Below are 23,996 nucleotides of genomic sequence, written 5' to 3'. Positions count from 1 at the left end.
GATTTTATCGGTCATCCCTGTTGATGTGCGCTAACAACGACGTGGCGGAACAATGCAGAAAAATCATACCCTCTCCTTGCCCAATATCCTCACTTACGGCCGGATCATCGCCGTTCCCCTTGTGGTATTGTGCTTCTTTGTCGAGGGGCGGCTGGAATCAAGCGATTTCGCCCGATGGACAGCTCTGGGATTGTTTATCGTCGCCAGCATTACAGACTTTTTCGACGGGTACCTCGCCCGCATCTGGAAGCAGACATCGACCATCGGTCGCATGTTGGACCCGATTGCCGACAAGCTGCTCGTATCCGCCATCCTGCTGCTTCTGGCAGCTGATGGCACGATCGCCGGCTGGACGCTGTGGGCCGCAATCATCATCCTTTGCCGCGAAATCCTTGTTTCGGGGTTGCGTGAGTATCTTGCCGAACTGAAGGTCAGCGTTCCCGTCTCCCGTCTCGCCAAATGGAAGACGACAGCACAAATGGTTGCTCTCGCTTTTCTGCTCGCAGGCCCTGCTGGTGACAAAGTCGTGCCCTATGTAACCGAAATGGGTATTGTCCTGCTTTGGATATCGGCTCTTCTGACGCTTTATACGGGCTGGGACTATTTCAAGGCGGGCCTCAAACACGTAATGGATTGATCCAGTGACGGTAAAACTCGTCTATTTTGCATGGGTGCGCGAGAAAATCGGCAAGGGTGAAGAGTTAATCGAACTTCCCTCACCCAAAACGACAGTGGCTGACCTGATCAGCCACCTGAAATCGCGCGGTGATGAATATGAAGCCGCCTTCGAGCACGAACATGTCATCCGTGCCGCGATCAATCAGGAACATGCCGAGCACGTTGAACTCGTGAATGACGGCGATGAAGTTGCGCTCTTTCCGCCCATGACGGGAGGATGAAGTGAGCGGGCAAGAGCATTTCCAGCAAAAGTGCGGAGCGGTTTTGCGTAGGATAATGCGTAAAAGAAAACATAGGCCATTTTCAATGATTCAAGCAAAACTGGAAATGCCCTAATGACATGCCCACTTTTCGTCGGCATAAGAAGTGAAGACTTCGACACGGCAGCGGAACTGCGCAAGCTTGAGCATGGGCGCACGGATATCGGCGCTATCGTCACCTTTACCGGGTTGTGTCGCGATGAAAGCGGCTCGCTTTCCGCTCTGGAACTGGAGCATTATCCGGGTATGGCCGAAGCTGAAATCACCCGCATCGCCCGACAGGCCATCGAGCGCTGGCCGATAACAGCCCTCACGATCATTCACCGTTATGGACTCATCAAACCGGGCGAAAACATCGTTCTGGTTGCAGCAGCGTCGTCGCATCGACATGCGGCTTTCGAGGCCGCCTCATTCCTGATGGACTACATGAAAACCGACGCCCCCTTCTGGAAGCGGGAACATCTCGCAGATGGTTCGGTTGGTGGCTGGGTGTCGTCCAAAGAGGAAGACGAAAAGATCCGCGAACGCTGGAAACAGTCGTAATCTTTCGATTGCCAGCTATTCTGTTGATCTCTATTTCTCATTTTAATCGTGAATTAACTATTTAACCCCCTAGAATAATGACTAATTTAGGTGGTGTGTTCTTGCGCTGCCACAATTTTCACATGAAGATTTCGCTAATGTCGGCATGATGAATCAGACGCTGACAAGCGATAATGAAAGACAGATTGGAAACCGCATCAGCGCCATCTGTCTTGCAACAGATGACGCGTGCGGGAACGGAAGTTTCGGGCTTTGACGATGCGAAATGGACTGGCAAAAACCCTTTCAATTACTGCGGCACTCGTGGTCGGCATTGGCGCGCTTGGTGGCGCTGCCTTATTCCTGACCACGTCGATGCCGACGAGCAGCATTGCCGCGGAAAAAACCGTCAGCGGCAAGGTGATGTATCGTGAGCGTATCGCGCTGCCACCGGAGGCAAACCTGACGGTTCAGCTTTCCGATGTCTCGCTGGCCGACGCTCCTTCCAAAGTCATTGGCGAAACGCGGATTGAATCCGTTCAGGGATCGCCGATCCCGTTTGCCATCAATTTTGATACGGACCAGATTCAGCCCGGTCATACCTATGCCCTGCAGGCGCGCATTTCGGCAGGCGATACGCTATGGTTCGTCAATGACGAGCGCTATACCATCGATCCGGAGAACCCCGGAGAACCGGCAGAAATCAAGGTTGTGATGGTTCGCAAGAGCGGTGATGAAGGCGTTGCCATCGGCATCGAGGGCAAGGACTGGCTCGCGGAAGACATTCAGGGCGGCGGCGTGATCGACAATGCCCAGACGACGCTGACGGTTTCGAGCGACGGTGCCGTCAGTGGCTCAGGCGGCTGCAACCGTTATTTCAGCAAGGCGGTCGTGACCGGGGAAAACATTTCCTTTGCCGATATCGGATCGACCTATGTCCAGTGCCCGCCTGCCCTCATGAACCAGGAACGCAAGTTCCTCGATGTGCTCGGCAAAACCAAGTCCTACAAGATCGACATGGGCAAGCTTGTTCTCTTCGATGACGAAGGGAAAGAGATGGCAAGGCTCGCACAGAGCCTCTGAGATTTGCTTCTGCGCGTCATCTCACCCAACAAAAAAAGCCCGGCAATGCCGGGCTTTTTCTTTGAATTCTCGTTGAGATTAGCCGACGATTTCGGTGCCCGAGAACCAGTAAGCGATTTCTTCTGCAGCGGTTTCCGGAGCGTCGGAACCGTGAACCGAGTTTTCGCCGATCGACAGGGCGAATTCCTTGCGGATGGTGCCTTCGTCAGCGTTGGCCGGGTTGGTTGCACCCATGACTTCGCGGTTCTTGGCGATGGCGTTTTCGCCTTCCAGAACCTGAACGATCGTCGGGCCGGAAGACATGAATTCGGTCAGTTCGCCGAAGAACGGGCGATCCTTGTGAACAGCATAGAAGCCTTCAGCTTCACGCAGGCTCATCCAGACGCGCTTCGAAGCGACGACGCGCAGGCCAGCTGCTTCGAGCTTGGCGGTGATTGCGCCGGTCAGGTTGCGGCGGGTCGCATCGGGCTTGATCATGGAGAAGGTACGTTCGATTGCCATTATGACACCTTGTTCGCTAGGAAATTTCAGAAAAGTGAGGCTCTATACCGTCGATAGCCCTAATTGCCAAGAGGCCACACCATTTTGAACACATCGCATACCGCCTAGCAGCTTGAGACGACGGAAATTTGAAGGCATAGATAATGCCACTCTGATTCAGGCTATCGGGTAGCGGGGAACTTGTATGGAACAGCATTTTCAAATGTTTGCGTGGTACAATCGCTGGGCCAACGAACTGCTCTATGCCGCTGCCGCCGATCTGAGCGACGAGGAATACCGGCTCGATCTTGGGCTGTTCTTCGGTTCGATCCATCGCACGCTCAACCATCTTCTGGTCACCGACCGCATCTGGATGAAGCGGTTTACCGGCGAAGGCGACCATCCAAAGCAACTCGACGCCATCATCACCGACAATTTCATCACGCTGCGCGATCTGCGTCATGCCGAAGATGAACGCATCTGCCGGTATACCGACTCCTTGAACGCCGACAAGCTTGCTGGACGTTTTACCTATACGACCGTTTCGGACATGCGCACGATGAGCCAGCGGCTTGCGCCTTCGCTGGCGCATCTGTTCAATCACCAAACCCATCATCGCGGCCAGATCCACGCGGCATTGACGCGGCTCGGTACCGACGCTCCGTCGCTCGACCTCTCACAATTCCAGCGAACCGAAGGCGGACGCCGCTTCGCCTGACTGATGTTGATACTTGCGGAAACGCTTCAAGCCGTGCAAAAGCGCTTTCACCATGCTTATCCTTGACGACATCTCCGTACGAATTGCCGGACGCCTCCTGATCGACCACGCCAGCGTAACGCTGCCTGCGGGATCGAAGACGGGTTTCGTCGGCCGCAACGGCACCGGCAAATCCACGCTGTTTCGTGTGATCACGGGCGATCTTGCGCCGGAAACAGGCAGCATCTCGCTTCCGAAAAATACCCGTATCGGTCAGGTGGCGCAGGAAGCGCCCGGCACCGAGGACGCACTGATTGAAATCGTCATGAAGGCGGACAAGGAGCGCACAGCACTTCTTGAAGAGGCCGACACGGCAACCGATCCGCACCGCATTGCGGAAATTCATACACGCCTTGCCGATATCAATGCGCATTCGGCGGAAGCTCGCGCAGGCGCCATTCTGTCCGGTCTCGGTTTCAACGCCGAAGCACAACGCCAGCCTGCGTCCGCCTTTTCCGGCGGCTGGCGCATGCGCGTCGCTCTGGCCGCAGTTCTTTTCGCCGAACCGGACCTGCTGCTCCTCGACGAACCGACCAACTATCTCGACCTTGAAGGCGTGCTGTGGCTGGTCGACTATGTGAAGCGCTATCCGCACACCGTCATCATCATCAGCCACGACCGTGATCTCCTGAACTCGGCGACCAGTTCGATCATGCATCTCGACCAGAAGAAGATCAGCTTCTGGCGCGGCAATTACGATCAGTTCGAGCGCCAGCGTCACGAAATGCTGGAATTGCAGCAGAAGGCCCACGCCAAGCAGGAAGCCCACCGCAAGCACATGGAATCCTTCGTGGAACGGTTCCGTGCCAAGGCCACCAAGGCCCGTCAGGCACAATCGCGCATGAAGGCTTTGGAAAAGCTCAAACCAATCGAGCTTTATGTTGAAAGCACTGTGCAGCCGTTTCGTTTTCCAGACGCTGACAAAAAGACGGCATCGCCTGTCATCGCGCTTGATAATGCCGATGTCGGTTATGTGCCCGGCAAGCCGGTCCTTCGCAATGTGACCTTGCGCATCGACAATGATGACCGCATCGCCCTCCTCGGCTCGAACGGTAACGGTAAGTCAACGCTTGCAAAGCTGATTGCCGGTCGTCTGACGCCGGAAAAAGGCACGCTCACGCTTTCGCCGAGCCTGAAAGTCGCATTCTTCGCACAGCATCAGATGGACGATCTGATTCCTGAAGACAATGCCATCGAGCATGTGCGCAAGCTGATGCCGATGGAACCGGAAGCGAAGGTGCGCGCGCGCGTTGCGCAGATGGGCCTGTCGACCGAGAAGATGCTGACGCCGGCCAAAGACCTGTCCGGTGGCGAGAAAGCGCGTCTCCTGATGGGACTTGCGACCTTTCATGGTCCCAATCTGTTGATCCTCGACGAACCGACCAACCATCTCGACATCGACAGCCGCGAGGAGCTAGTGCATGCGCTCAACGCTTTCAACGGCGCGGTTATCCTGATTGCCCACGACCGCCATCTTATCGAAGCCACGATGGAACGACTCTGGCTGGTCCGCGAAGGCGGTGTGAAGGCGTTTGAAGGCGATCTCGATGAATACCGGCAGATCGTTCTTGCTGATGCCAAGGGAGAACCGGCTGCCGACCGCGACGATAACGCCAAGGTCAACAAGGCTGAACAGCGAAAGCTCGCCGCCCAGAAGCGCGAAGCCATGGCGCCGCTGCAGAAAAAGATCAAGGAAACCGAAGCCTTGATTCAAAAACTGCAGAAACAGATTCAAGGCTTCTCGTCGCAACTGGAAGACCCGGCGCTTTACGAGAAGGAACCCCAGAAGGCGGTCCGGATCAACAAGGACATGAGCGATACCCGTTCTGCACTTGCGGATGCAGAGGACAAGTGGCTGGAGCTTTCCACCGAATATGAAGAAGCTATGGCCGATTGAAAATCGGCCTTCTGTCTGTCGGCAGAGTCCTACGTGAACATAAGCAAGATCACGACCCCCAACAGGATCCAGCCGATGACACGCATGGTAACCGGCAGAGGACGGGGCATGAACCGCACCGCGAGAAGCGCGAAAATGACGGTCAGAACGGGAAACCCGAAATAAAGGGCGGCGTAACCGCTCTGCCCTTCAAAGGAAGAGCCGAAGACGCCAAGCTTTTCGAGCGGTATCAGCGCAACCAGCGCTGCAAGAGCCGAAAGCAGCAACAGCAGCAACCTGTCGGAAATTTTGCAGAGCATCGTCATTGGTCAGTTCTGGGGACGCAAACGCGTGCGCATCAAAGCATAAAGACCGAATGCACCGAGGATCAGACCTATGGTCGTATAGACCTCGTCCGGCGTTTCCGCTCCACGACGCAATACGAGATCGGCTTTTGAAAGCTGAAGCCCATCCGTGTTTCCCTGCACCAGACGAAATGCATAGAGCCCCGGAATGACCGGATCGATGTCCCCGGCGCTCTGGCGCAGAACGCTGCCATCCTGCGGGCGGTCCGTATTGATGGAACCGCTGGTGGAGGCAAAATCGAGTCCCTGGGAGAGAACCGGCTGACCGTCGCGGCTGACCGCAAGGGTCACCGCCGAGCGCCTTTCCGCAGGTACGTAACCCGGCAAAGGCGTTGCATCAATGAACACACGCACCGGCCCATCGTCCGCCGACAGCCTGACTTCCTGTATCTTGAAGCCGCTTTGGCGGTTTTCAAGCATGGTCCAGCGCCCGATTTCGCTGCCAGTGAAATGGCGCATATACCAAGGATAACCGATGGCGAGCCCGAAACCGGCGACGATCATCAAAATGAATAGCACTCGCGTCACGCTTTGCGCTCCCAACGGCGATCGGGCGTCTGCTGCCAGTAAGTCAAGTCGTGGCTCCCCGCCTTGAAATTTTTCCACTGCCCTCGGGCAATATCGAGCTGATCCTGATCGTGGCCGTCGAACATGACAACAAGACGTTCATAGGCATCCGCCCGTTCCAGTCCTGCGCCTTCAACGAGAAAGCGCACCGTCGCTCCATTCGGATTGGCTTCACTGGTCGTCAGCAGAACCGGCTGGTGTTCGGGATGAGGCTCTTTATCGGTGCCATGCGCCACGAAGGACGTATCGGAGAAGGTCCAGAGCAAACCATCCAGCGCATCGCGTCTTTCCTCGCTGACAGTCTGGATCGTGACGCGCCAGCCGCGCCCGAGCGAGCGCTCGACCAGACCGGGCAAGGCCTCATCGAGTGTCGATTCCGTCAGATGGTAGAAGAGAATTTCCGCCATGCGCTATCCGTTTCGGGAATGGGTGAAGAAATTGATTCCGCTTCTCCACCCATCCTTTTGTTTGGAAAAGATTTTAGCTTTCAAAATGATCCCGGACAAGGCGGTCCAGCAGGCGGACGCCATAGCCGGAAGCCCATGTCTGGCTATACTCGTTTGCTGGCGACCCCATAGCCGTTCCGGCAACGTCGAGATGCGCCCAAGGGGTTTCGCCGACAAAGCGCTTCAGGAACTGTGCCGCCGTGATCGATCCGCCGTAACGGCCAGCGCTGTTCTTCATATCGGCAAACTTCGAATCGATCATCTTGTCGTATTCGGTGCCAAGCGGCAGGCGCCACAGCTTTTCACCGGTCAACTGGCCTGCATCATAAAGCTGATCCGCAAGCTCGTCGTCATTGGAGAAGAGGCCGGCGTGATACTGGCCGAGAGCAACCATGACAGCGCCCGTAAGGGTGGCCAGATTGATGATGAAGCGCGGCTTGAAACGGTCATTCGTGTAGTGCAGCGCATCGGCGAGAACGAGACGGCCTTCGGCATCGGTGTTGATGACTTCAATCGTCTGTCCCGACATGGATGTAACGATGTCACCCGGGCGCTGGGCATTGCCATCCGGCATGTTTTCAACAAGGCCGATAATGCCGATGGCATTGACCTTTGCCTTGCGTCCAGCCAGAGCGCGCATCAGGCCAGTAACGGCTGCCGCGCCACCCATGTCGCCCTTCATGTCTTCCATGCCAGCGGCAGGCTTGATGGAAATACCCCCCGTATCGAACACCACGCCCTTGCCGACAAAGGCAACCGGCTTTTCCTTGCTCTTCGCGCCCTGCCATTCCATGACAACCAGTCGCGGCGGGCGAACGGAACCCTGTGCCACGCCGAGAAGCGCGCCCATGCCGAGCTTCTTCATTTCCTTCTCGCCGAGAACCTCGATCTTCACGCCAAGCTTTTCGAGCTTTTCAGCTTCCTGTGCAAATTCGACCGGGCCGAGAATGTTCGCAGGCTCATTGACGAGATTGCGTGCCTGGATAACGCCGTCCGCAACCGCCTCAGCAACTTCAAAAGCCCGCTTCGCCGTGTGCGGATCAGCGACGCAGATGCTGATCTTGGCAGCGTGTTTCGGATCGCCATTTTCCTCATTGTTCTTGCGCGTCTTATAACGCTCGAACTTGTAGGAGCGCAGAATCATACCAAGCGCGAGATCAGCTGCTTCGTCACCGGCAATGGTGGTTTCGGGCAATGCAAGCGTCACCGTTGCGCGCTCGGCTTTACCGATTCGTGAAAATGCAGCGCCGCCGATCTTCAACCAATCGTCATTGCCAAGCTTGCCCGGTTCACCGACGCCGACCAGAACAATCTTGTCGACACCACTGGACGTGGTTTCGATCGCCTCAGCGGTCTTGCCGAGAGCACCGGTGAATCCGGAAATTTCGGCAATGCGCTTGATCTTTTCCGCACCGCCAGCAGCCTGAGCCGCCTCATCCGCAAAGCCGCCGCCCTTGGCGACGAGGACGATGGACACGCCTTTTTCCGGTGCTGCAAAATCGCTGAAAGAGATCGAAGGACGTTTAGACATGACAACTCCAAACTTGGTGTCGATTTGAGAATGACACGATTGTGTCGCGACTTTTCCCCACTCATGTGAGACGAATATGGCGAAACAGCAAGAGTTGATGCCAGATTGTCCAGTTTTAGCCCGAGGAAAACCGTGCAGGACACAATTGCAAACCCGTCTTACCTGCTCCGCACAAAAACTGGTTGCCATGAGCCGACTCATCGCTCATTAACAGGGCCCATTAATGGGAGTAGCAGAGCTGGCATCTTCCTAATGCTTTTAGTAGTCTGTTAACCGCGTTTATTGGGCCAATCTTAGCCAAGCGTCATTAAGTTTAATGATTATCACGAGTGCTGCTGCCCTTTCGGGTGCGCACTCCTTCAACGGAACCGGGATGTAGACTCCACCTATGCGATTGATTGAGTTGTACATCTTGCGCCGGGTGGCGATCATGTTCCTAGCAGTGCTTGGGGCGGCGGTCGGTATTACCTGGACTGTTCAGGTGCTCCAGCGCATCGACTTTCTGACCACAAGCGGACAGACATTCCAGACAATCATTCAGTTCAGCTCGCTGTTGATCCCGTCGGCCATCCCCCTCGTGATGCCGTTTGCGCTGATTATTGCAATCACTCAGACGCTTTCGACCATGAACCAGGATTCCGAGCTTGTCGTCATCAATGCGTCGGGCGCACCGCGCAGCGCGGTCATGCGTCCAATCCTGATTCTTGCAGCCGTCATTTCCGTCGTCTCGTTTCTCGTCGCCAATTATGTCGATCCCTATGCGCGCATGAACATGCGCGCGATGATTGCCAATGCCAGCGCCGACCTGATGAATGTCATCGTTCAGGAAGGCAACTTCCGGAAACTGGCGGATAATCTCTATATTCAGGTGGCGGAACGACGCGCCGACGGCAGCATTGGCGGGCTTTTCATTGCCGATTCACGCGATCCGTCGCTCGACCTCATCTATTACGCCGCAGATGGCGCGATTGCGTCGACGCCGACTGGCGACATGCTTTTGATGCAGAACGGTGAAGTGCAGCGGCGTGATGTGTCGGATGGCACCGTTTCGATCATCAAGTTCAATTCCTACGCATTCGATCTCAGCCAGTTCGCCTCGGCTGGCGACGATTTCGTTATCTACGCGAAGGATCGTCCGCTTTCCTACCTGTTGAATCCGGACCCGAACGATCCGATCCTTCAGACCCGTCCATTGCGCTACAAGGCCGAATTGCATCGCCGTCTGACGCAATGGCTCTATCCGGTTGTCTTTGCAATGATCGCACTGGCTTTTGCTGGCGATTCCCGCTCGCATCGCGAAGCCCGCGTATCGGCGTCCTTCTCGGCGATCAGCATCGCCCTTCTCGTCTATTGGGCAGGCTATTTCGCGTCCGATCGGGCCGACAAGGATGCAGGCTATATCGTCGTTATGTATCTCGTTCCTGCCGCCGTCATTCTTGTGACGGGCTTTGCGCTTGCTACCGGGCGACGGATCGGCCTGCCGGACAAATGGAACGACCGTATTCTCGACAATTTCGACAATCTGAGAAACCGTGTTTCGGAGCGCTATGCCCGTCTCACCGGACGTTCGCGCAATAAAGCCGGAGGTCAGGCATGATCGGCTGGACGCTTGGACGCTATTTCTTCATCCGCTATGTGCAGATCACACTCTATTTTCTGCTCGGTATCTTTGCATTGTCCCTGCTTCTCGATTTTACCGAGAATGCGAGCAAGCTTTCAAACCTGCCGGACTATTCGGTCTGGGCGGCGCTTGGCCTTTCCGCCATGCGCGTCCCGTTCATCATGCAGCAGATGATCCCGTTCGTTGCCTTGTTTTCCGCAATGGCGACGCTCATCTCGCTCAACAGAAAATACGAACTCGTTGTCGCCCGCTCCGTCGGCGTTTCCGCCTGGCAGTTCCTTCTTCCTGCCTGTTTCGGCGCTTTCCTGTTTGGCCTTGCCACGATCTTCATCCTCAATCCGTTTGCTGCCTACGGCTTTGCCAAGGCCGACGAGATTGCATCGACATGGAAGACCGGGAAGGTTACCGACGTTTCCGCCTTGCGCGACCCATGGCTTCGCCAGAAAACGGATGAAGGCGAAACCATCATCGGCGCAAAAAGCATTCTGGATCAGGGCGCTACGCTTGCTGACGCGACATTCATTCAGTTCGATGAAAAGAAGAACATCAACGTCCGCTACGATGCGCGGACTGCGCAGCTGAAGGACGGTCATTGGGAGCTTACCGACGTGACGCGATTCGCGCGCGGCGAAGAACCCCAGAAAATGGCGAGTTTCCAGATAGAGACGCAGCTGCGCCCGGAATATGTGGAAGAGAAGCTCGCGACGCCCGACACGATCCCCTTCACGCAGTTGCGTCACAAGATCGAAGTCGCGCGTTCGTTCGGTTATTCGGCAAACGCATTTGACATGCAATACCAGTCACTTCTGGCATTGCCGGCATTGCTGATGGCGATGACTCTCATTGCTGCAACAGTGTCGTTGAAATTTGTGCGATTTGGTCAGTCAGGAGCGATGATTCTGGGTGGCGTTATCGCAGGCTTCATGCTTTATGTCGTTTCGGTGCTGGTGAAGGCATTCGGGAATGCGGGATTCGTTCCGCCGTTCGTGGCTGCCTGGGTTCCGGTTGTTATCGCGACATTCTTTGGTGTCTCCTTTCTGTTGCATAAGGAGGATGGTTAGTGGGTTTGAGTAACGCCCGCATGGTATTGCCCCATTCGCTCTCGCGTCTTGCGCGCGGGACTGCCTTGGCGTGCGTCCTTGCTTTACCTTTCATTTCTGTCGCAGCCCTGCCCTCTCCTGCATCGGCACAGGACGCTCTCGCATCCAATTATGAGAGCGATCCGAATGCGCGCATGCTTCTGCAAGCAGACGAGCTCGTCTATGATCGCGACATCAATACCGTCACGGCTCAGGGCAAAGTGCGTATCGAGTATGACGGCAACCATCTCGTCGCCGACAAGGTAACCTATAACCAGCAGACGCGGCGTATGACCGCGACGGGTAATGTTGAAATCGTCGAACGCGACGGCAACAAGATCTACTCCGAACATATGGATGTCACCGACAGTTTCCGCGACGGCTTCGTGAACGGCCTTCGTGTCGAGACGACGGACAACACCCGCTTTGCCGCCGAAAGCGCTGAACGCAGCAACGGCGAAATCACGACGTTCAACAATGGCGTCTATACGGCCTGCGAGCCCTGCGCGAAAAATCCGGACAAGCCTGTTCTCTGGCAGATCAAGGCGCGCAAGATCATCTGGAACAGCACGACGAAGACGGTTCGTTTTGAACATGGCCGCTTCGAGTTCTTCGGCATGCCGCTTGCCTATTTTCCGGCATTCGAGATGGCAGACCCGACGGTGAAGCGCAAAAGCGGCTTCCTGTTTCCGGGTTTCTCCTACAAGGATGATCTGGGCGTCGGCATCAAGAACTCATATTTCTGGGCACTCGCACCGAATTATGACGTCACGCTTTCCACGACTGCCTACACCAAGCAGGGCTTCCTGACCGAGGCTGAATGGCGTCATCGCCTGGAAAATGGCACCTACAATCTTCGCATCGCGGGCATTCACCAGAACAAGCCGGGCGAATTCGATGTAAACACCGTTGACCGCGAAGAAGACAATCGCGGCATGGTCGCATCGAAAGGCGATTTCAATCTTAATTCGCGCTGGCGTTTTGGTTGGGATGTGATGGCACAGACCGACCGGAATTTCAGCCGCACTTATTCTCTTGACGGCTACGGCGCCGAAACTCAGGTTTCGAAGATATACCTCACGGGTATTAATAACCGGAATTATTTCGACCTGAACTTCTACCGTTTCAATGTGCAGGAATCTCTCTTGTCGGATAATCCGAACGAGATGCATTCGAAGCAGCCTTGGGTTTTCCCAAGTCTGGATTATTCCTACACGATGCCTGAGCCGGTCTATGGCGGTGAGCTGAACTTCAATACCAATCTGCAGGTTCTTTATCGTCAGAATGCAAATTATACGCCTCTCGGCACGAGGTTCCCTCGCGTTCCTGGCTTCGAAGGAACCAATGCACGTCTGACCACCGAAGCGGAATGGAAGCGGACGTTCATCACGCCTGCCGGTCTGGTCATCACGCCGTTGCTGGCACTGCGCGGCGACGCCATTGGCGCCAATACGAACTTCAATCTGGCAGATGCTGGCTATACGGATGCACTCGTGCGTTCAGAAGCGCTTCGCGCCATGGCAACCGCAGGGCTTGAACTGCGCTGGCCGATCCTGTTCTCGACCACCAGCTCAACCCATATCATCGAGCCGATTGCCCAGCTTTATGTTCGCAACAACGAACGCTATGCAGGCGAGTTGCCGAATGAAGATGCCCAGAGCTTTGTCTTCGACGCGACGAACCTGTTCTCGCGTGACAAGTTCTCCGGTTATGATCGTGTTGAAGGTGGCACCCGTGCCAATCTCGGCGTCCGCTATTCGGGCAACTTCAACAATAGCGATTGGGCGCTTTATGCTCTCGGCGGTCAGTCATTCCAGCTGGGTGGCGTGAACTCCTACGGCACCAGCGATTTCGTGAATGTCGGCGCAGATTCCGGCCTGCAAGATGCCCGCTCCGACTATGTTGCCATGATCGGCACGTCCAACTCGACAGGTCTTGCTCTGGCTGCTCGCGGACGTTTCGACAAGGACAGTTTCGCAGTTCAGCGCGGCGAGCTTGAAGCCCAGCAGAGCTGGCAAAAGCTGACAGTTTCTGCACAATACGCCTATATCGCGCCCCAGCCGGCCTATGGATATAGTGATCTTCGTCAGGAAATTACCGGTTCGGCAACAGCGCGTATCAATACGAACTGGCGCGTCTTCGGCTCAGGCACCTACGATATGGTATCTGAAACCTTGGTCCGCGCATCGTCAGGCCTCGCCTATGATGATGAGTGCTTCACGTATTCCATGGCTTATGTCCAAACCCGCAATCCGGGTGATGATAAAGCGTCCCATAGCGTTGGCTTCAACATTTCGCTGCGCACCCTCGGCGACATAGGCAGCGGTAATCAGACTTTCTAATCTTGATGGACCGGAAGCGTTGGAAATGCTTCCGGTCTTTCCATTTAATGCGACAAAGAAATTTGCTCATCAAAGCCTGATTTGGCATCCATTCTTCAGTATTCAGACGATACAAGCTTCCTAAAATAGCTTTTGGGTCATTGTTTCGCCGCACTAGCTCATCTATACAGGCAGCTTATGATCAGCCGCTGATATGATTGCTTGTTGGGCTGAATAGCGGCAATGACTATAATGGGATATGTCCGGTAAGGATTGTCGTTCGTCGACCGGAAGGAATCGGGAAAGAAAGATGATGATTGCAAGACCTCTCTTCGCCTCCATGCTGAGCGCCGCAGTTTGCCTGACGACGCTTGGAACCGTTGCGGTTCCGGCATTTGCTGCAGGTGCAGGGTCCGAGGTCAAAGTCATCGTTTCCGGCAATGCCATTACAAACAGCGACATTCAGCACCGCGTCGCGTTCCTGAAGCTGCAACGCAAGGGTGGCAATCTCAGTCAGGTCGCGAAAGAAGAACTGACCGATGAAATGTTGAAGCGCATCGAAATGAAATCGCGCAGCATCAACATTACCGACCAGCAGGTCGATGAGGCTTATGCCGGGTTTGCCAGCCGCAACAAGATGAGCCTGTCTCAGCTCAATCAGTTGATGAACCAGTCAGGTGTTACGCCCGACCATTTCAAGAAATACATCATGGTCCAGATGGGCTGGGGCCGCCTCGTCAGTGCCCGTTTCCGTGCGACCGGCATGGTCAGTGAACAGGAAGCCGTTCAACGCATGTTGAAGGATGGCGGTAAGAAGCCTGTGGCAACCGAATATCGCCTTCAGCAGGTCATTTTCGTGATCCCCGCTTCCAAACGCTCTCCTGCCCTGCTTTCCAAGCGCAAGCAGGAAGCCAATGCGCTTCGCTCGCGCTTCCAGAGCTGTGACGCGACCCGTCAGCAGGCCAAAGGCATTCTTGACGTGACCGTCCGTGATCTCGGCCGCATCATCGAACAGCAGTTGCCGAACGAGTGGGCGAAAGCGGTCAAGGCAACATCCGTCGGTGGCACGACCCCGCCACAGGAAACCGAAAAGGGCGTGGAATTCCTGGCAGTCTGCTCGACCCGCCAAATATCGGATGACCGCGTTGCTCAGCTCGTCTTCTCCATGGAAGGTGCGGATTCCCCTGCCGGCCAGGAAAAGAAAGCCGAACAGCTCAGCGAGAAATATCTGAAGGAACTGCGCGAAAAGGCGACGATCGTTAATCGCTAAACCGACCGGACGGTTCATCCGTCCTCTATGGAATATGACGTGATGTCCGCCGCACCTGTTCCTCCCCTCGCCATCAGCATTGGCGACCCTTCTGGCATCGGCCCCGATGTTGTGCTTGCAGCCTGGCTTCAGCGCAGCGAGCTTTCGCTGCCGCCTTTCGCCTTGCTGGCAGATCCGCTGCAACTGGCTGCCCGTGCGCGACACCTCGGTCTTGATGTTGAGATAGAGGTTATTTCCGCTATTCCTGCCGCAAGCGGTGTCTTTTCTCGTGCGTTGCCGGTGCTTCCGCTCGGGAACAAGCTGACGGATAATGTCGGCAAGCCGTTGCCAGAAAACGCTGCAGGCATCATCGAAGCCATCGAGCGCGCGGTCGCGCTCACACTGAAAGGTGAGGCTTCGGCAGTCGTTACCTGCCCAATCTCGAAGAAGCCGCTTTATGAAGCCGGGTTTCAGCATCCCGGCCATACGGAATTTCTGGCGGAACTGGCAAGCAAACATCTTGGAAAGCTTGTTACGCCGGTCATGATGCTGGCCGGGCCACAGCTTCGCGCCGTTCCGGTCACCATACACATTCCGCTTTCCGAAGTACCCGTACGCTTGCGTACTGCCGATATCATCGAAGTATCGCGAATCACCGCCACCGAACTGCGCGAACGGTTCGGCATCGCATCACCCCGTCTGGCCATATCCGGACTCAACCCGCATGCGGGCGAAGGCGGAGCCATGGGCAAAGAGGATGATGCCGTCATCCTTCCCGCAATCGAGGCGTTGCGCCGTGAGGGGATCAATGCGCGCGGCCCCCTGCCCGCTGATACGATGTTTCACGCGCCAGCCCGCGCAACCTATGATGCTGCGGTCTGCATGTATCACGATCAGGCTCTTATCCCTGCCAAAGCGCTGGCTTTCGACGAAACCGTGAATGTGACGCTCGGGCTTCCCTTCATTCGCACATCGCCGGATCATGGCACGGCCTTCGACATTGCGGGCAAAGGCATCGCTCGCCCGGACAGCCTTGTCGCGGCTATTCGCCTTGCGCAAGAACTGGCTGAGAATGCAGCCAACGGACATTAACGAGTACAAATGGCATGAGTATTGATGGCCTTCCCCCGCTTCGCGAGGTAATCGAACGGCACGATCTGATGCCGAAGAAATCGCTCGGCCAGAATTTCCTTTTCGATCTCAATCTGACATCGAAGATCGCCCGGCAGGCGGGCAATCTGCAGGACCAGCCCATCATCGAAGTTGGTCCGGGTCCCGGCGGACTGACCCGCGCACTTCTTGCCCAAGGCGCTTGTGTCACGGCGATCGAGCGCGATGAACGATGCCTTGATGCTCTTGCCGAAATTGAGGCCCATTATCCGGGTCGTCTGCGCATCATCTCAGGCGACGCTCTTGAGCAGGATTTTTCGACATTATTTCCAGATGGGCCAAAGCCGCGCATCGTTGCCAATCTGCCTTACAATGTTGGCACGCAGCTTCTGCTCAACTGGCTGCTGGTCGAGCCATGGCCACCTTTCTATTCGTCGATGACGTTGATGTTCCAACGGGAGGTCGCCGAGCGTATCGTCGCGACGCCTGACAGTGATCATTATGGACGCCTTGGTGTGCTTGCCGGGTGGAGAACTGTTTCGAAGATCAGCTTCGATGTGCCGCCGCAAGCATTTACACCACCGCCGAAAGTGATGTCGTCGGTCGTCCATATCATTCCGCGTGAAGACCCGCTGCCTTGCAATGCGAATGCGCTCGGGCAAATTACGCAGGCCGCCTTTGGACAGCGCCGCAAGATGTTACGCCAGAGCCTGAAACCGGTTGGCGGGGCCGAGCTTCTTGAGAAGACAGGCATCGACGGAACACGCCGTGCCGAAACGCTCAGTGTGGAAGAATTCGTCGCGCTGGCAAACGCCTATCGCCCGATCAAATAGTTAGAGCGGTTTACTCCTTTAATGACGGTCACTTTTCCCGGTGGCTGCCTTCGCCGCTTCAGGCGCAGCAGGCATGACTGGCAGCTTCATTTCATTGACGATCTGCCCCACGTGGTCGATCTCTTCACGGAAGCTGTTCAGGGACGAGCCAGTCAGTTTTTCACCAGCGTTGAGACGTGCCGTCAACGGATTGACATACTGATCGCCGACCTTGAGCTCATAATAGAGGTGCGGGCCGGTTGAATACCCCGTCGACCCGACATAGGCGATTACTTCACCCTGTTTGACGTGTTCGCCAACCTTCAGGTCTTTTCTGGCCGCTGAAAGATGCGCATAGGTCGTGCTGTAGCCACCCTGATGACGGATACGGACATATTTTCCATATCCCTTCTGATACGAGATAAGCTCCACCACACCGTCACCCGCCGCAACGATGGGCGAGCCGATCGGCGCATCGTAATCCACGCCATTATGGTGTTTGCGAACATGCAGAACGGGATGTATGCGCCAGCCAAAACCATCATTGAGACGGCCATTCGGAAGAGGTTTCTGCATGAGATATTTCGTCATGGAGGAGCCGTCCTCATTAAAGTAATCCGCACCGCCATTGCCTTCATGACGATACAGGCGGCGGCTTTTCCCATCCGTTGTGAACTCGACAAAAACCAGTTCCGGTTCCGTCTCCGCACTTTTGCGGAAGAGCAGGTCGATCAAGTCCGGCCTTTTACCACCATTCAGCGAAATACCATTCTGTGAAGCCAGCCTCTCGACTTCACCGACGATTGCTTTCGGTGCGCCCGCCTGTGCCAGCCGGGACGGAATGGAGCCGCTACTGCTGACCTCATTTTGTGGGTGGTAGGCTGTCAGCATCGCATCGCGCGACAGTCGTGCAAAAAGGCGTTCATTGCCGGTAGCGCGAAAAACGCCATCGTCGGCACGTCCATAGACAGCTTTATCGATATCGCCATGCTCGAAGCGCGCAAGCGCGATGTGCTGTTCGCCATCAGCGCCAGCGTCTTGCCCCGATTTATCGACCAGTAGTTCCAGACTGTCACCGGGTACCAGTTCGGTTCGAGCCAGAGCCTCCTCAAGCCGCTTGCTGTCCTCGATTGCTATGCCTGCTGCCTGCAACAACGCGCCCAAACGTTCGCGTGACTGCGGCGCGACAATAATTTCATGAACCTTGGCTTCTGTTCCTACGGCTGGTCTGGCGAGACTGACATTGACCGGAATACCCCGCTCCAGTGCTTCTTCGGCTGGTTCCGAACGAGATTTCAGCGAGGAAATTCCTCCGCGAAACGCATCATCAATCGCGGCATGTTTCGAGCCTTTGACGTCAAGAACCACGTGCTGGTAGGTGTAAAGGCGCGCGTCGCCGTCCTCGACGCCTTCAGCTATGTCGATGCGTCTTGATACCCGACTTCCGGGGGTAATACTCCCTTCCGGCACCAGTCGCGCTTCTTTCGGTGCGGCGCGGTTCCTTCTCAGTGTAGTTGTATTGAACATGACCGGTTGTGCAGGCCGCCCATGCCGCACCAGCCGCCCTGTCGTAAACAAAAATCCGCCCCCGGCAATGACGGTAGCGGCTGCCAGTGCCAGACAGAACCGCAGATGTGTATGCAGGGAAAACCGGACCTGCCGGAATGGTCTCAGACTGTGGGAAGAAAGTGGCTCGCCCTTGAGGGCAGCTCCGAAGGACGCAAGATCTGGCTCCGCCGTCGCAGCAACTAGTCTTTCGTTTGCTGGCGCTGACCAGAAGACCATTTTAAATAATTCTCCGCCAAGGATTATCGGCGGAAGAGTGGCAAAGACAGCGGCCAAAATAAGGCTTCTGGCGGGATATCCACCAGAAGAGAATCACATTCAGCGAATTGTGAAGATCAGGCCTTCACCCGCCCCCGGCGATGTTCGACCAGCATCGACCATGTATAGAGCGCAAGACCGGCCCAGATCAGCGCGAAAGCACCGAGCTGAGCTGTCGAGAACGGCTCGTGGAAGATGAAAATCGCAAAGAAAAACAACATCGTCGGCGTCATGTACTGCATGAGGCCGAGCGTCGTATAGCGCAGCAATTTGGCACCACCTGCATAAAGGATCAGCGGGATGGCTGTAAAAGGCCCCGCCAGAAGCAGCATCGTCACGTTAAACGCTGGGCCGGTCGAGAAATGGTCCTGACCGTTTGCGGCCAGCCACAGCACATAGCCCAGCGCCGGAATGCACAGGATGAGCACTTCAAGTGTGAAGCCCTGCAACGGCGGCATTGGCAGTGACTTGCGGAAAAAACCATAGAGGCCGAAAGTCAGTGGCAGTGCCAGCGATACCCACGGCAAACCGCCTGCATTAACGGTCAGCAGTATCACAGCAGCGAAAGCCAGTCCCACGGCAACATATTGAACCCTGGTCAGCCTTTCGCCGAGGAAGAGACCGCCAAGGACGACATTGAACAGTGGATTGATGTAATAGCCGAGCGCTGCACCCATCACCTGATCATGAGCCACAGCCCACACATAGATCGACCAGTTGATGGTGATAAGCCCGGCTGTCAGAGCAGCCATGGCCAGCATACGCGGCTGGCGCACGGCGCTGAGAATGCCTTTGAACTGGCCCAGAGCCAGCAAAAGCAGCAGCGCGACCGGAACCGACCAGATCACGCGGTGCGATACGACTTCCATTGCCGGGATGTGGCCAAGCGCCTTGAGATAGAACGGTAGAGCGCCCCAGAGGCCGTAGGCTGCCAGAGCCATCAGAAAACCGCGCGACCCGTCAGAAAGGCGCGTATCGGTGATGGTCTGGTCGGACATGTCTCTCTCCTCGGCGAAACTGAAGATGTCGCAAACCGATTGCGGCAGGCGAAGCATCAAACTTCACCTGCTATGCGCCCAACAACCCATAAAATCCATTCAATTAAACTGATCGAAGCATCAATCGCCGTGAACAGATGGGTTTACTCAGCAGCAGCCAGTCCGGCCATCGCGCGGTTCTTCATCAGCTTGTAATTGACCGAGTCCATCAGTGCCTGGAAGGATGCGTCGATGATATTGTCCGACACGCCAACCGTGCGCCAGCGGGCACCGGTCGCATCTCCGGATTCTATCAGAACGCGCGTGATAGCCGCCGTACCGCCATTGAGGATACGCACCTTGAAGTCCACCAGTTCAAGATCCTCGATTTCGGCCTGAAAACGCCCGAGGTCCTTGCGCAATGCAATATCGAGCGCGTTGACCGGGCCATGTCCTTCGGCGACCGACATGCGAACCTCGCCATCGACCTCAACCTTGACCACGGCTTCGGAAACGGTCTTCAACATGCCGTTGGCATCGAAACGACGCTCGACGAGGCAGCGGAAGGATTCGACCTTGAAGAATTCCGGCTGTGGCGTCAGCATATTGCGCGCGAGCAGCTCGAAACTCGCATCCGCGCCTTCATAGGCATAGCCTTCGGCTTCGCGCTCCTTGACCACGGCAATCAACGTATCGAGACGCACATCGTCCTTCGCAACGCGAATGCCCCGGCGTTCCAGTTCGGCGATGAAATTGGACTTTCCACCCTGATCCGACACCATGACACGCCGGCTGTTGCCAACGGATTCCGGTGGCACATGCTCATAGGTCTGCGGTTCCTTGAGCAGCGCGGAAGCATGAATTCCGGCCTTGGTCGCAAATGCGGAAGTGCCGGTATAGGGTGCCTGCTCCGTCGGCGGACGATTCAGGATATCATCGAAGGCGCGCGAAATCCGCGTGATCCCCTTCAGCGCAGCTGGCTTGATCCCCAGCTCAAAACGCTCGGCCCAATAGGGTTTCAGCGCCAGTGTAGGGATCAGCGAAACGAGATTGGCATTGCCGCAACGCTCGCCTATCCCGTTGAGGGTCCCCTGCACATGGCGAACACCCGCATCGATAGCTGCAAGCGAGACGGCGACCGCCTGCTCGGTGTCGTTATGGGCGTGGATGCCAAGGCTTTCACCCGGAACTACAGCCGTCACGGCGGCAACAATTTCGGCGATTTCCGACGGTTGCGTGCCGCCATTCGTATCGCAAAGCACAACCCAGCGCGCACCTGCCGAATAGGCAGCCTTGGCACAGGCAAGCGCATATTCGGGATTGGCCTTGTATCCGTCGAAGAAATGCTCGCAATCGACCAGCGCTTCCCGTCCTGCCATACGCGCAGCCGTGACGGAAGCGGTGATCGACTCCAGATTTTCCTCATTGGTACAGCCCAGCGCCAGGCGGACATGATAGTCCCAGCTCTTGGCAACGAAGCAAACAGCATCGGCAGAGGCCTGAAGCAGACTGGAAAGGCCGGGATCATTGGATGCCGAAACGCCTGCACGCTTCGTCATGCCAAAGGCCACGAACTTGGCGCGAGCGGTCTGGCGACGCTTGAAGAAAGCCGTATCAGTCGGGTTGGCTCCCGGATAACCGCCTTCCACATAATCGACGCCGAGCTCTTCCAGCAGCGCGACAATCGACTTCTTGTCCTCCACGGAAAAATCAATGCCGGGTGTCTGCTGCCCATCCCGCAAAGTGGTGTCGTAGATATAGATGCGTTCGCGTGCCATTGTGCCTGCCTGTCGGTGGGTCTGCGGTCCGGTCAACCTTGCTGTTGCGGCCAGCTTTCAGTGTCGTAATCGGGATGCTGGTAGGAAATCATCGTTCGTACAAATTCGATGCTCTCCGGATCGCGTTCCGTTGTGTAGCCGGGAAGATTTGCAAGTTCCGGCACATAGGGCAGCTGCTTTTCGATGCCCCACTGAACCGTCGGCTCGATTTCCTCCGGCGCATCGAAAGCGCCTATGGCAAGCGCGATCCCGTCGGGCGCTTCGTAGGTAAGCGGCGTGCCGCATTCGGGACAAAAGCCCCGCTGCACATGATTGGACGAACGAAAGCGCTTCGGCTCGTTGCGCGTCCATTCCAGCTTCGCATCGCTCACCGAAACCAGCGGCGCATAGAAATTACCGAACGCTTTCTGGCACATGCGGCAATGGCAGATCGATGCGGAGCCCATCGCGCCGTCGACGCGAAAGCGAACCGCACCGCACTGGCATCCGCCGGTATAGATCGGTTTGTTATCAAGCGTCATGTCATCCTCCCTGCTCCATAAGCTTGTTAGCCTACCACATCCCAGCTGGTTGTGCGTTCGCCCGTTACCGGGTCCTTGCCATCCTTGAGCTGAACACCTTCCTGAAGCAGTTCGTCGCGAATGCGATCAGCCTCGGCCCAGTTCTTCTCATTGATGAAGCGCAGACGCTCCGCGATACGTGCTTCGATGGCTTGATGATCCACTTCCGCCTTTGCAAAGACAGGAATATCTTCAGCCATAACGAAATGCGGATCCAACAAGCCCAGCAGCGCCATGCCCTCGCCTAATCCGGTGATATCGCGTGCTTTGAAAGCCTTGCGCAATGCGGTGATCGCCGTCCAGCTGTTCAAATCGTCAGACAAGGCCTCAACGACTTCACCAACTGCGGTCAGCGTTTCCGGTACAGTGAACTTCCTGTCGCGCAGCAAGCCATACCAGCGATGCAGTTCGTCGGCGGATTCTGCCAGACGCTGCGCCGTCCAGTTGATCGGCTCACGATAATGCGTCTGTAGCATCGACAAGCGTGCCGCCAGACCGATCCAGCGATCACGCGCATCCACGTCATCCCATACGCCCAGTTGCGGCAGGCCTTCGTTCAGCACATCGCGAATGGTGATGAAATTGCCGAGCGATTTCGACATCTTCTGCCCTTCGACCTGCAAGAAGCCGTTATGCATCCAGATGTTTGCCATCCGCTCAGTGCCGAATGCGCAGCATGACTGCGCAATTTCGTTCTCGTGATGCGGGAAGACGAGATCGATGCCGCCGCCATGAATGTCGAACTGGTTCTTCAGCGGATCATCGCACTTCAATCCGCCACCAAACGGCTCAAGCAGCTTGGCCATCGACATGGCCGAGCACTCGATGTGCCAGCCCGGCCGGCCCAGCACCGCAATCCCCGCAGGAGACGACCAGCCCGGCTCGCCCTCTTTCGACGGTTTCCACAAGACGAAATCCATTTCGTCCCGTTTGTAAGACGCGACGTCAACGCGGGCGCCAGCCAGCATCTCATCCAGCGAACGGCGGGCGAGCGCACCATAGCGCGGCCCCTTCCGTTCATTCATGGCGGACGGCGAGAAGAGGACATGGTCCTCAGCCACATAGGCCACACCAAGCTTCACGAGACGATCGATCATCGCGCGCATCTCGTCCATATGCTCGGTTGCACGCGGCTGAACACTGGGCTGCAGATTGCCGAGTGCCGTCACGTCAGCCTGAAACTGCGCATTGGTGCTTTCCGTCACCCGACGAATGGCTTCATTGAAGGCAAGATCAGGGTAATCCCGCGCGGCACGGGCGTTAATCTTGTCATCAACGTCGGTAATGTTGCGCGCATAGGTGACATGTTCTGCGCCATAGACATGACGCAGCAGACGAAACAACACGTCGAAAACGATCACCGGACGGGCATTGCCTATATGCGCGAAGTCATAAACCGTTGGTCCGCAGACATACATGCGCACATTGTCAGCATCGAGAGGAGAAAACTCCTCCTTCGTGCGGGTCAGCGTGTTGTACAGACGCAGTTGTGGCGCATAAGCCATTGTAAATATTCCCCAAATAGACCTGTGAAATCAGTGCGCAACTGACCGCAGCCGACTGGCCGGGGCGTTATCATCCAATTTTTATGAAAGGGAGACGAAAACGGCCGGGCCAGCAAACTGCTAGCCAATAATAATCGCACAAATACAAATGATCGTGGTCGGCGTTTTCATGGCTGCACTTATCCTCAGCAGGAGTGCTTCCGTCAAGAACTTTCGCTAAGCGGCTGATAGTTTAGTGAGATCACCAAGCATGTTGTATTTTTGCAACCTGCATATCCCCCTTTCCCGCGTTAACCGGAAAACCGCAAAACCGGCTCCAAACAGCCTTCATTCGGTCTCAATCAATCACAAAATGGTGAGCAGGCATTATCGAAAGGAAGGACCAATGTCTAAGAGTGAACTGCAACCCCGCCAAGACCGACTGGTTGATAAATACCGCGAAATCGGGCCTGCCGTGCTTGTTGCAGCATTGCTGAACGCAACGCGGCGCAGCAGCGACGGTCGTAACGACAATCGCCGGCGTTCCATTCTCGCCGTCAAGAAGACAGGCTGAAGAAGCTGATGTCGTTCAGCGCCGAGCCGCGCAGGCTCGGCA

The 23,996-nt window shown here is 56.1% G+C and carries 23 protein-coding genes; 13 read left to right on the top strand and 10 right to left on the bottom strand.

Annotated elements, in window-relative coordinates:
- Window positions 1-52: 52 nt before the first annotated feature.
- The 4 genes from pgsA to LJ361_RS03680 all read left to right on the top strand — a co-directional run bounded on the left by pgsA (window position 53) and on the right by LJ361_RS03680 (window position 2,543).
- On the top strand, window positions 53-637 hold the full coding sequence (gene pgsA / locus LJ361_RS03695) for a CDP-diacylglycerol--glycerol-3-phosphate 3-phosphatidyltransferase (RefSeq protein ID WP_010661678.1): 585 nt from the start codon (window positions 53-55) through the stop codon (window positions 635-637).
- Between the two features lie 4 nt (window positions 638-641).
- A complete protein-coding gene (gene moaD, locus LJ361_RS03690; RefSeq protein WP_010661677.1) occupies window positions 642-899 on the top strand; it encodes a molybdopterin converting factor subunit 1 in 258 nt (85 codons plus the stop codon).
- 114 nt (window positions 900-1,013) lie between these two features.
- Window positions 1,014-1,481 (top strand): molybdenum cofactor biosynthesis protein MoaE, encoded by a 468-nt coding sequence (locus LJ361_RS03685; protein WP_029925213.1) that lies wholly within the window; start codon window positions 1,014-1,016, stop codon window positions 1,479-1,481.
- A gap of 258 nt (window positions 1,482-1,739) precedes the next feature.
- On the top strand, window positions 1,740-2,543 hold the full coding sequence (locus tag LJ361_RS03680; RefSeq protein ID WP_264813572.1) for a YbaY family lipoprotein: 804 nt from the start codon (window positions 1,740-1,742) through the stop codon (window positions 2,541-2,543).
- 78 nt (window positions 2,544-2,621) lie between these two features.
- Here LJ361_RS03680 and ndk read toward each other — a convergent pair whose 3' ends face one another.
- Window positions 2,622-3,044 carry a nucleoside-diphosphate kinase gene (ndk, locus tag LJ361_RS03675; RefSeq protein ID WP_010661674.1) on the bottom strand — a complete coding sequence of 141 codons (423 nt, stop codon included), beginning with the start codon at window positions 3,042-3,044 and terminating at the stop codon, window positions 2,622-2,624.
- Window positions 3,045-3,228: 184 nt separating this feature from the next.
- Here ndk and LJ361_RS03670 point away from each other — a divergent pair, with 184 nt between their 5' ends.
- Together LJ361_RS03670 and LJ361_RS03665 are read left to right on the top strand one after the other, a co-directional pair.
- Complete coding sequence (locus tag LJ361_RS03670) at window positions 3,229-3,741, top strand: DinB family protein (RefSeq protein WP_010661673.1); 513 nt, start codon at window positions 3,229-3,231, stop codon at window positions 3,739-3,741.
- A 52-nt stretch (window positions 3,742-3,793) separates the two neighbouring features.
- Window positions 3,794-5,677: an ABC-F family ATP-binding cassette domain-containing protein gene (locus LJ361_RS03665; RefSeq protein WP_264812715.1), complete on the top strand. Its 1,884-nt coding sequence runs from the start codon at window positions 3,794-3,796 to the stop codon at window positions 5,675-5,677.
- A 29-nt stretch (window positions 5,678-5,706) separates the two neighbouring features.
- Here LJ361_RS03665 and LJ361_RS03660 read toward each other — a convergent pair whose 3' ends face one another.
- The 4 genes from LJ361_RS03660 to LJ361_RS03645 form a co-directional block, all read right to left on the bottom strand.
- The gene (locus LJ361_RS03660; RefSeq protein WP_036585766.1) at window positions 5,707-5,982 is read right to left on the bottom strand and encodes a hypothetical protein; all 276 of its coding nucleotides are present in this window, start codon (window positions 5,980-5,982) and stop codon (window positions 5,707-5,709) included.
- Window positions 5,983-5,985: 3 nt separating this feature from the next.
- The gene (bspB, locus tag LJ361_RS03655; RefSeq protein ID WP_036585768.1) at window positions 5,986-6,525 is read right to left on the bottom strand and encodes a type IV secretion system effector BspB; all 540 of its coding nucleotides are present in this window, start codon (window positions 6,523-6,525) and stop codon (window positions 5,986-5,988) included.
- 20 nt (window positions 6,526-6,545) lie between these two features.
- Window positions 6,546-6,995, bottom strand: a complete 450-nt coding sequence (locus tag LJ361_RS03650; protein WP_036585770.1) for a DNA polymerase III subunit chi — start codon at window positions 6,993-6,995, stop codon at window positions 6,546-6,548.
- A 73-nt stretch (window positions 6,996-7,068) separates the two neighbouring features.
- Window positions 7,069-8,565 (bottom strand): leucyl aminopeptidase, encoded by a 1,497-nt coding sequence (locus LJ361_RS03645; protein WP_036580666.1) that lies wholly within the window; start codon window positions 8,563-8,565, stop codon window positions 7,069-7,071.
- A gap of 388 nt (window positions 8,566-8,953) precedes the next feature.
- Here LJ361_RS03645 and lptF point away from each other — a divergent pair, with 388 nt between their 5' ends.
- From lptF to rsmA, 6 genes are all read left to right on the top strand, one after another.
- The gene (lptF, locus tag LJ361_RS03640) at window positions 8,954-10,162 is read left to right on the top strand and encodes an LPS export ABC transporter permease LptF (RefSeq protein WP_264812713.1); all 1,209 of its coding nucleotides are present in this window, start codon (window positions 8,954-8,956) and stop codon (window positions 10,160-10,162) included.
- A complete protein-coding gene (lptG, locus tag LJ361_RS03635; protein WP_191192410.1) occupies window positions 10,159-11,247 on the top strand; it encodes an LPS export ABC transporter permease LptG in 1,089 nt (362 codons plus the stop codon). The genes lptF and lptG overlap by 4 nt, the downstream gene beginning before the upstream one ends.
- A gap of 20 nt (window positions 11,248-11,267) precedes the next feature.
- Window positions 11,268-13,607 (top strand): LPS-assembly protein LptD, encoded by a 2,340-nt coding sequence (locus LJ361_RS03630; protein ID WP_036585776.1) that lies wholly within the window; start codon window positions 11,268-11,270, stop codon window positions 13,605-13,607.
- Between the two features lie 289 nt (window positions 13,608-13,896).
- Window positions 13,897-14,856 carry a peptidylprolyl isomerase gene (locus LJ361_RS03625; protein WP_191192409.1) on the top strand — a complete coding sequence of 320 codons (960 nt, stop codon included), beginning with the start codon at window positions 13,897-13,899 and terminating at the stop codon, window positions 14,854-14,856.
- Window positions 14,857-14,898: 42 nt separating this feature from the next.
- On the top strand, window positions 14,899-15,927 hold the full coding sequence (gene pdxA / locus LJ361_RS03620) for a 4-hydroxythreonine-4-phosphate dehydrogenase PdxA (RefSeq protein WP_010661663.1): 1,029 nt from the start codon (window positions 14,899-14,901) through the stop codon (window positions 15,925-15,927).
- A 14-nt stretch (window positions 15,928-15,941) separates the two neighbouring features.
- A complete protein-coding gene (gene rsmA, locus LJ361_RS03615) occupies window positions 15,942-16,778 on the top strand; it encodes a 16S rRNA (adenine(1518)-N(6)/adenine(1519)-N(6))-dimethyltransferase RsmA (RefSeq protein WP_029925230.1) in 837 nt (278 codons plus the stop codon).
- Window positions 16,779-16,796: 18 nt separating this feature from the next.
- Here rsmA and LJ361_RS03610 read toward each other — a convergent pair whose 3' ends face one another.
- From LJ361_RS03610 to cysS, 5 genes are all read right to left on the bottom strand, one after another.
- Window positions 16,797-18,542, bottom strand: coding sequence for a M23 family metallopeptidase (locus LJ361_RS03610; protein ID WP_029925232.1), 1,746 nt, complete (start codon window positions 18,540-18,542; stop codon window positions 16,797-16,799).
- A 116-nt stretch (window positions 18,543-18,658) separates the two neighbouring features.
- Window positions 18,659-19,579, bottom strand: coding sequence for an EamA family transporter RarD (gene rarD, locus LJ361_RS03605; RefSeq protein ID WP_029925235.1), 921 nt, complete (start codon window positions 19,577-19,579; stop codon window positions 18,659-18,661).
- Between the two features lie 143 nt (window positions 19,580-19,722).
- A complete protein-coding gene (gene cimA, locus LJ361_RS03600) occupies window positions 19,723-21,336 on the bottom strand; it encodes a citramalate synthase (RefSeq protein ID WP_010661659.1) in 1,614 nt (537 codons plus the stop codon).
- A gap of 32 nt (window positions 21,337-21,368) precedes the next feature.
- Window positions 21,369-21,857 (bottom strand): GFA family protein, encoded by a 489-nt coding sequence (locus LJ361_RS03595; protein WP_010661658.1) that lies wholly within the window; start codon window positions 21,855-21,857, stop codon window positions 21,369-21,371.
- A gap of 26 nt (window positions 21,858-21,883) precedes the next feature.
- Window positions 21,884-23,401, bottom strand: coding sequence for a cysteine--tRNA ligase (gene cysS / locus LJ361_RS03590; RefSeq protein ID WP_123218616.1), 1,518 nt, complete (start codon window positions 23,399-23,401; stop codon window positions 21,884-21,886).
- A 385-nt stretch (window positions 23,402-23,786) separates the two neighbouring features.
- On the opposite strand from cysS, the gene LJ361_RS03585 reads away from it, so the two are divergent.
- A complete protein-coding gene (locus tag LJ361_RS03585; protein WP_010661656.1) occupies window positions 23,787-23,954 on the top strand; it encodes a hypothetical protein in 168 nt (55 codons plus the stop codon).
- Window positions 23,955-23,996: the final 42 nt, after the last annotated feature.

It is taken from the genome of Brucella sp. JSBI001, assembly GCF_026014005.1.
Classification (GTDB): Bacteria; Pseudomonadota; Alphaproteobacteria; order Rhizobiales; family Rhizobiaceae; genus Brucella; species Brucella anthropi.
The sequence above is the reverse complement of the archived record's forward strand: the minus strand, read 5'-3'. Positions and strand labels throughout refer to the sequence as shown.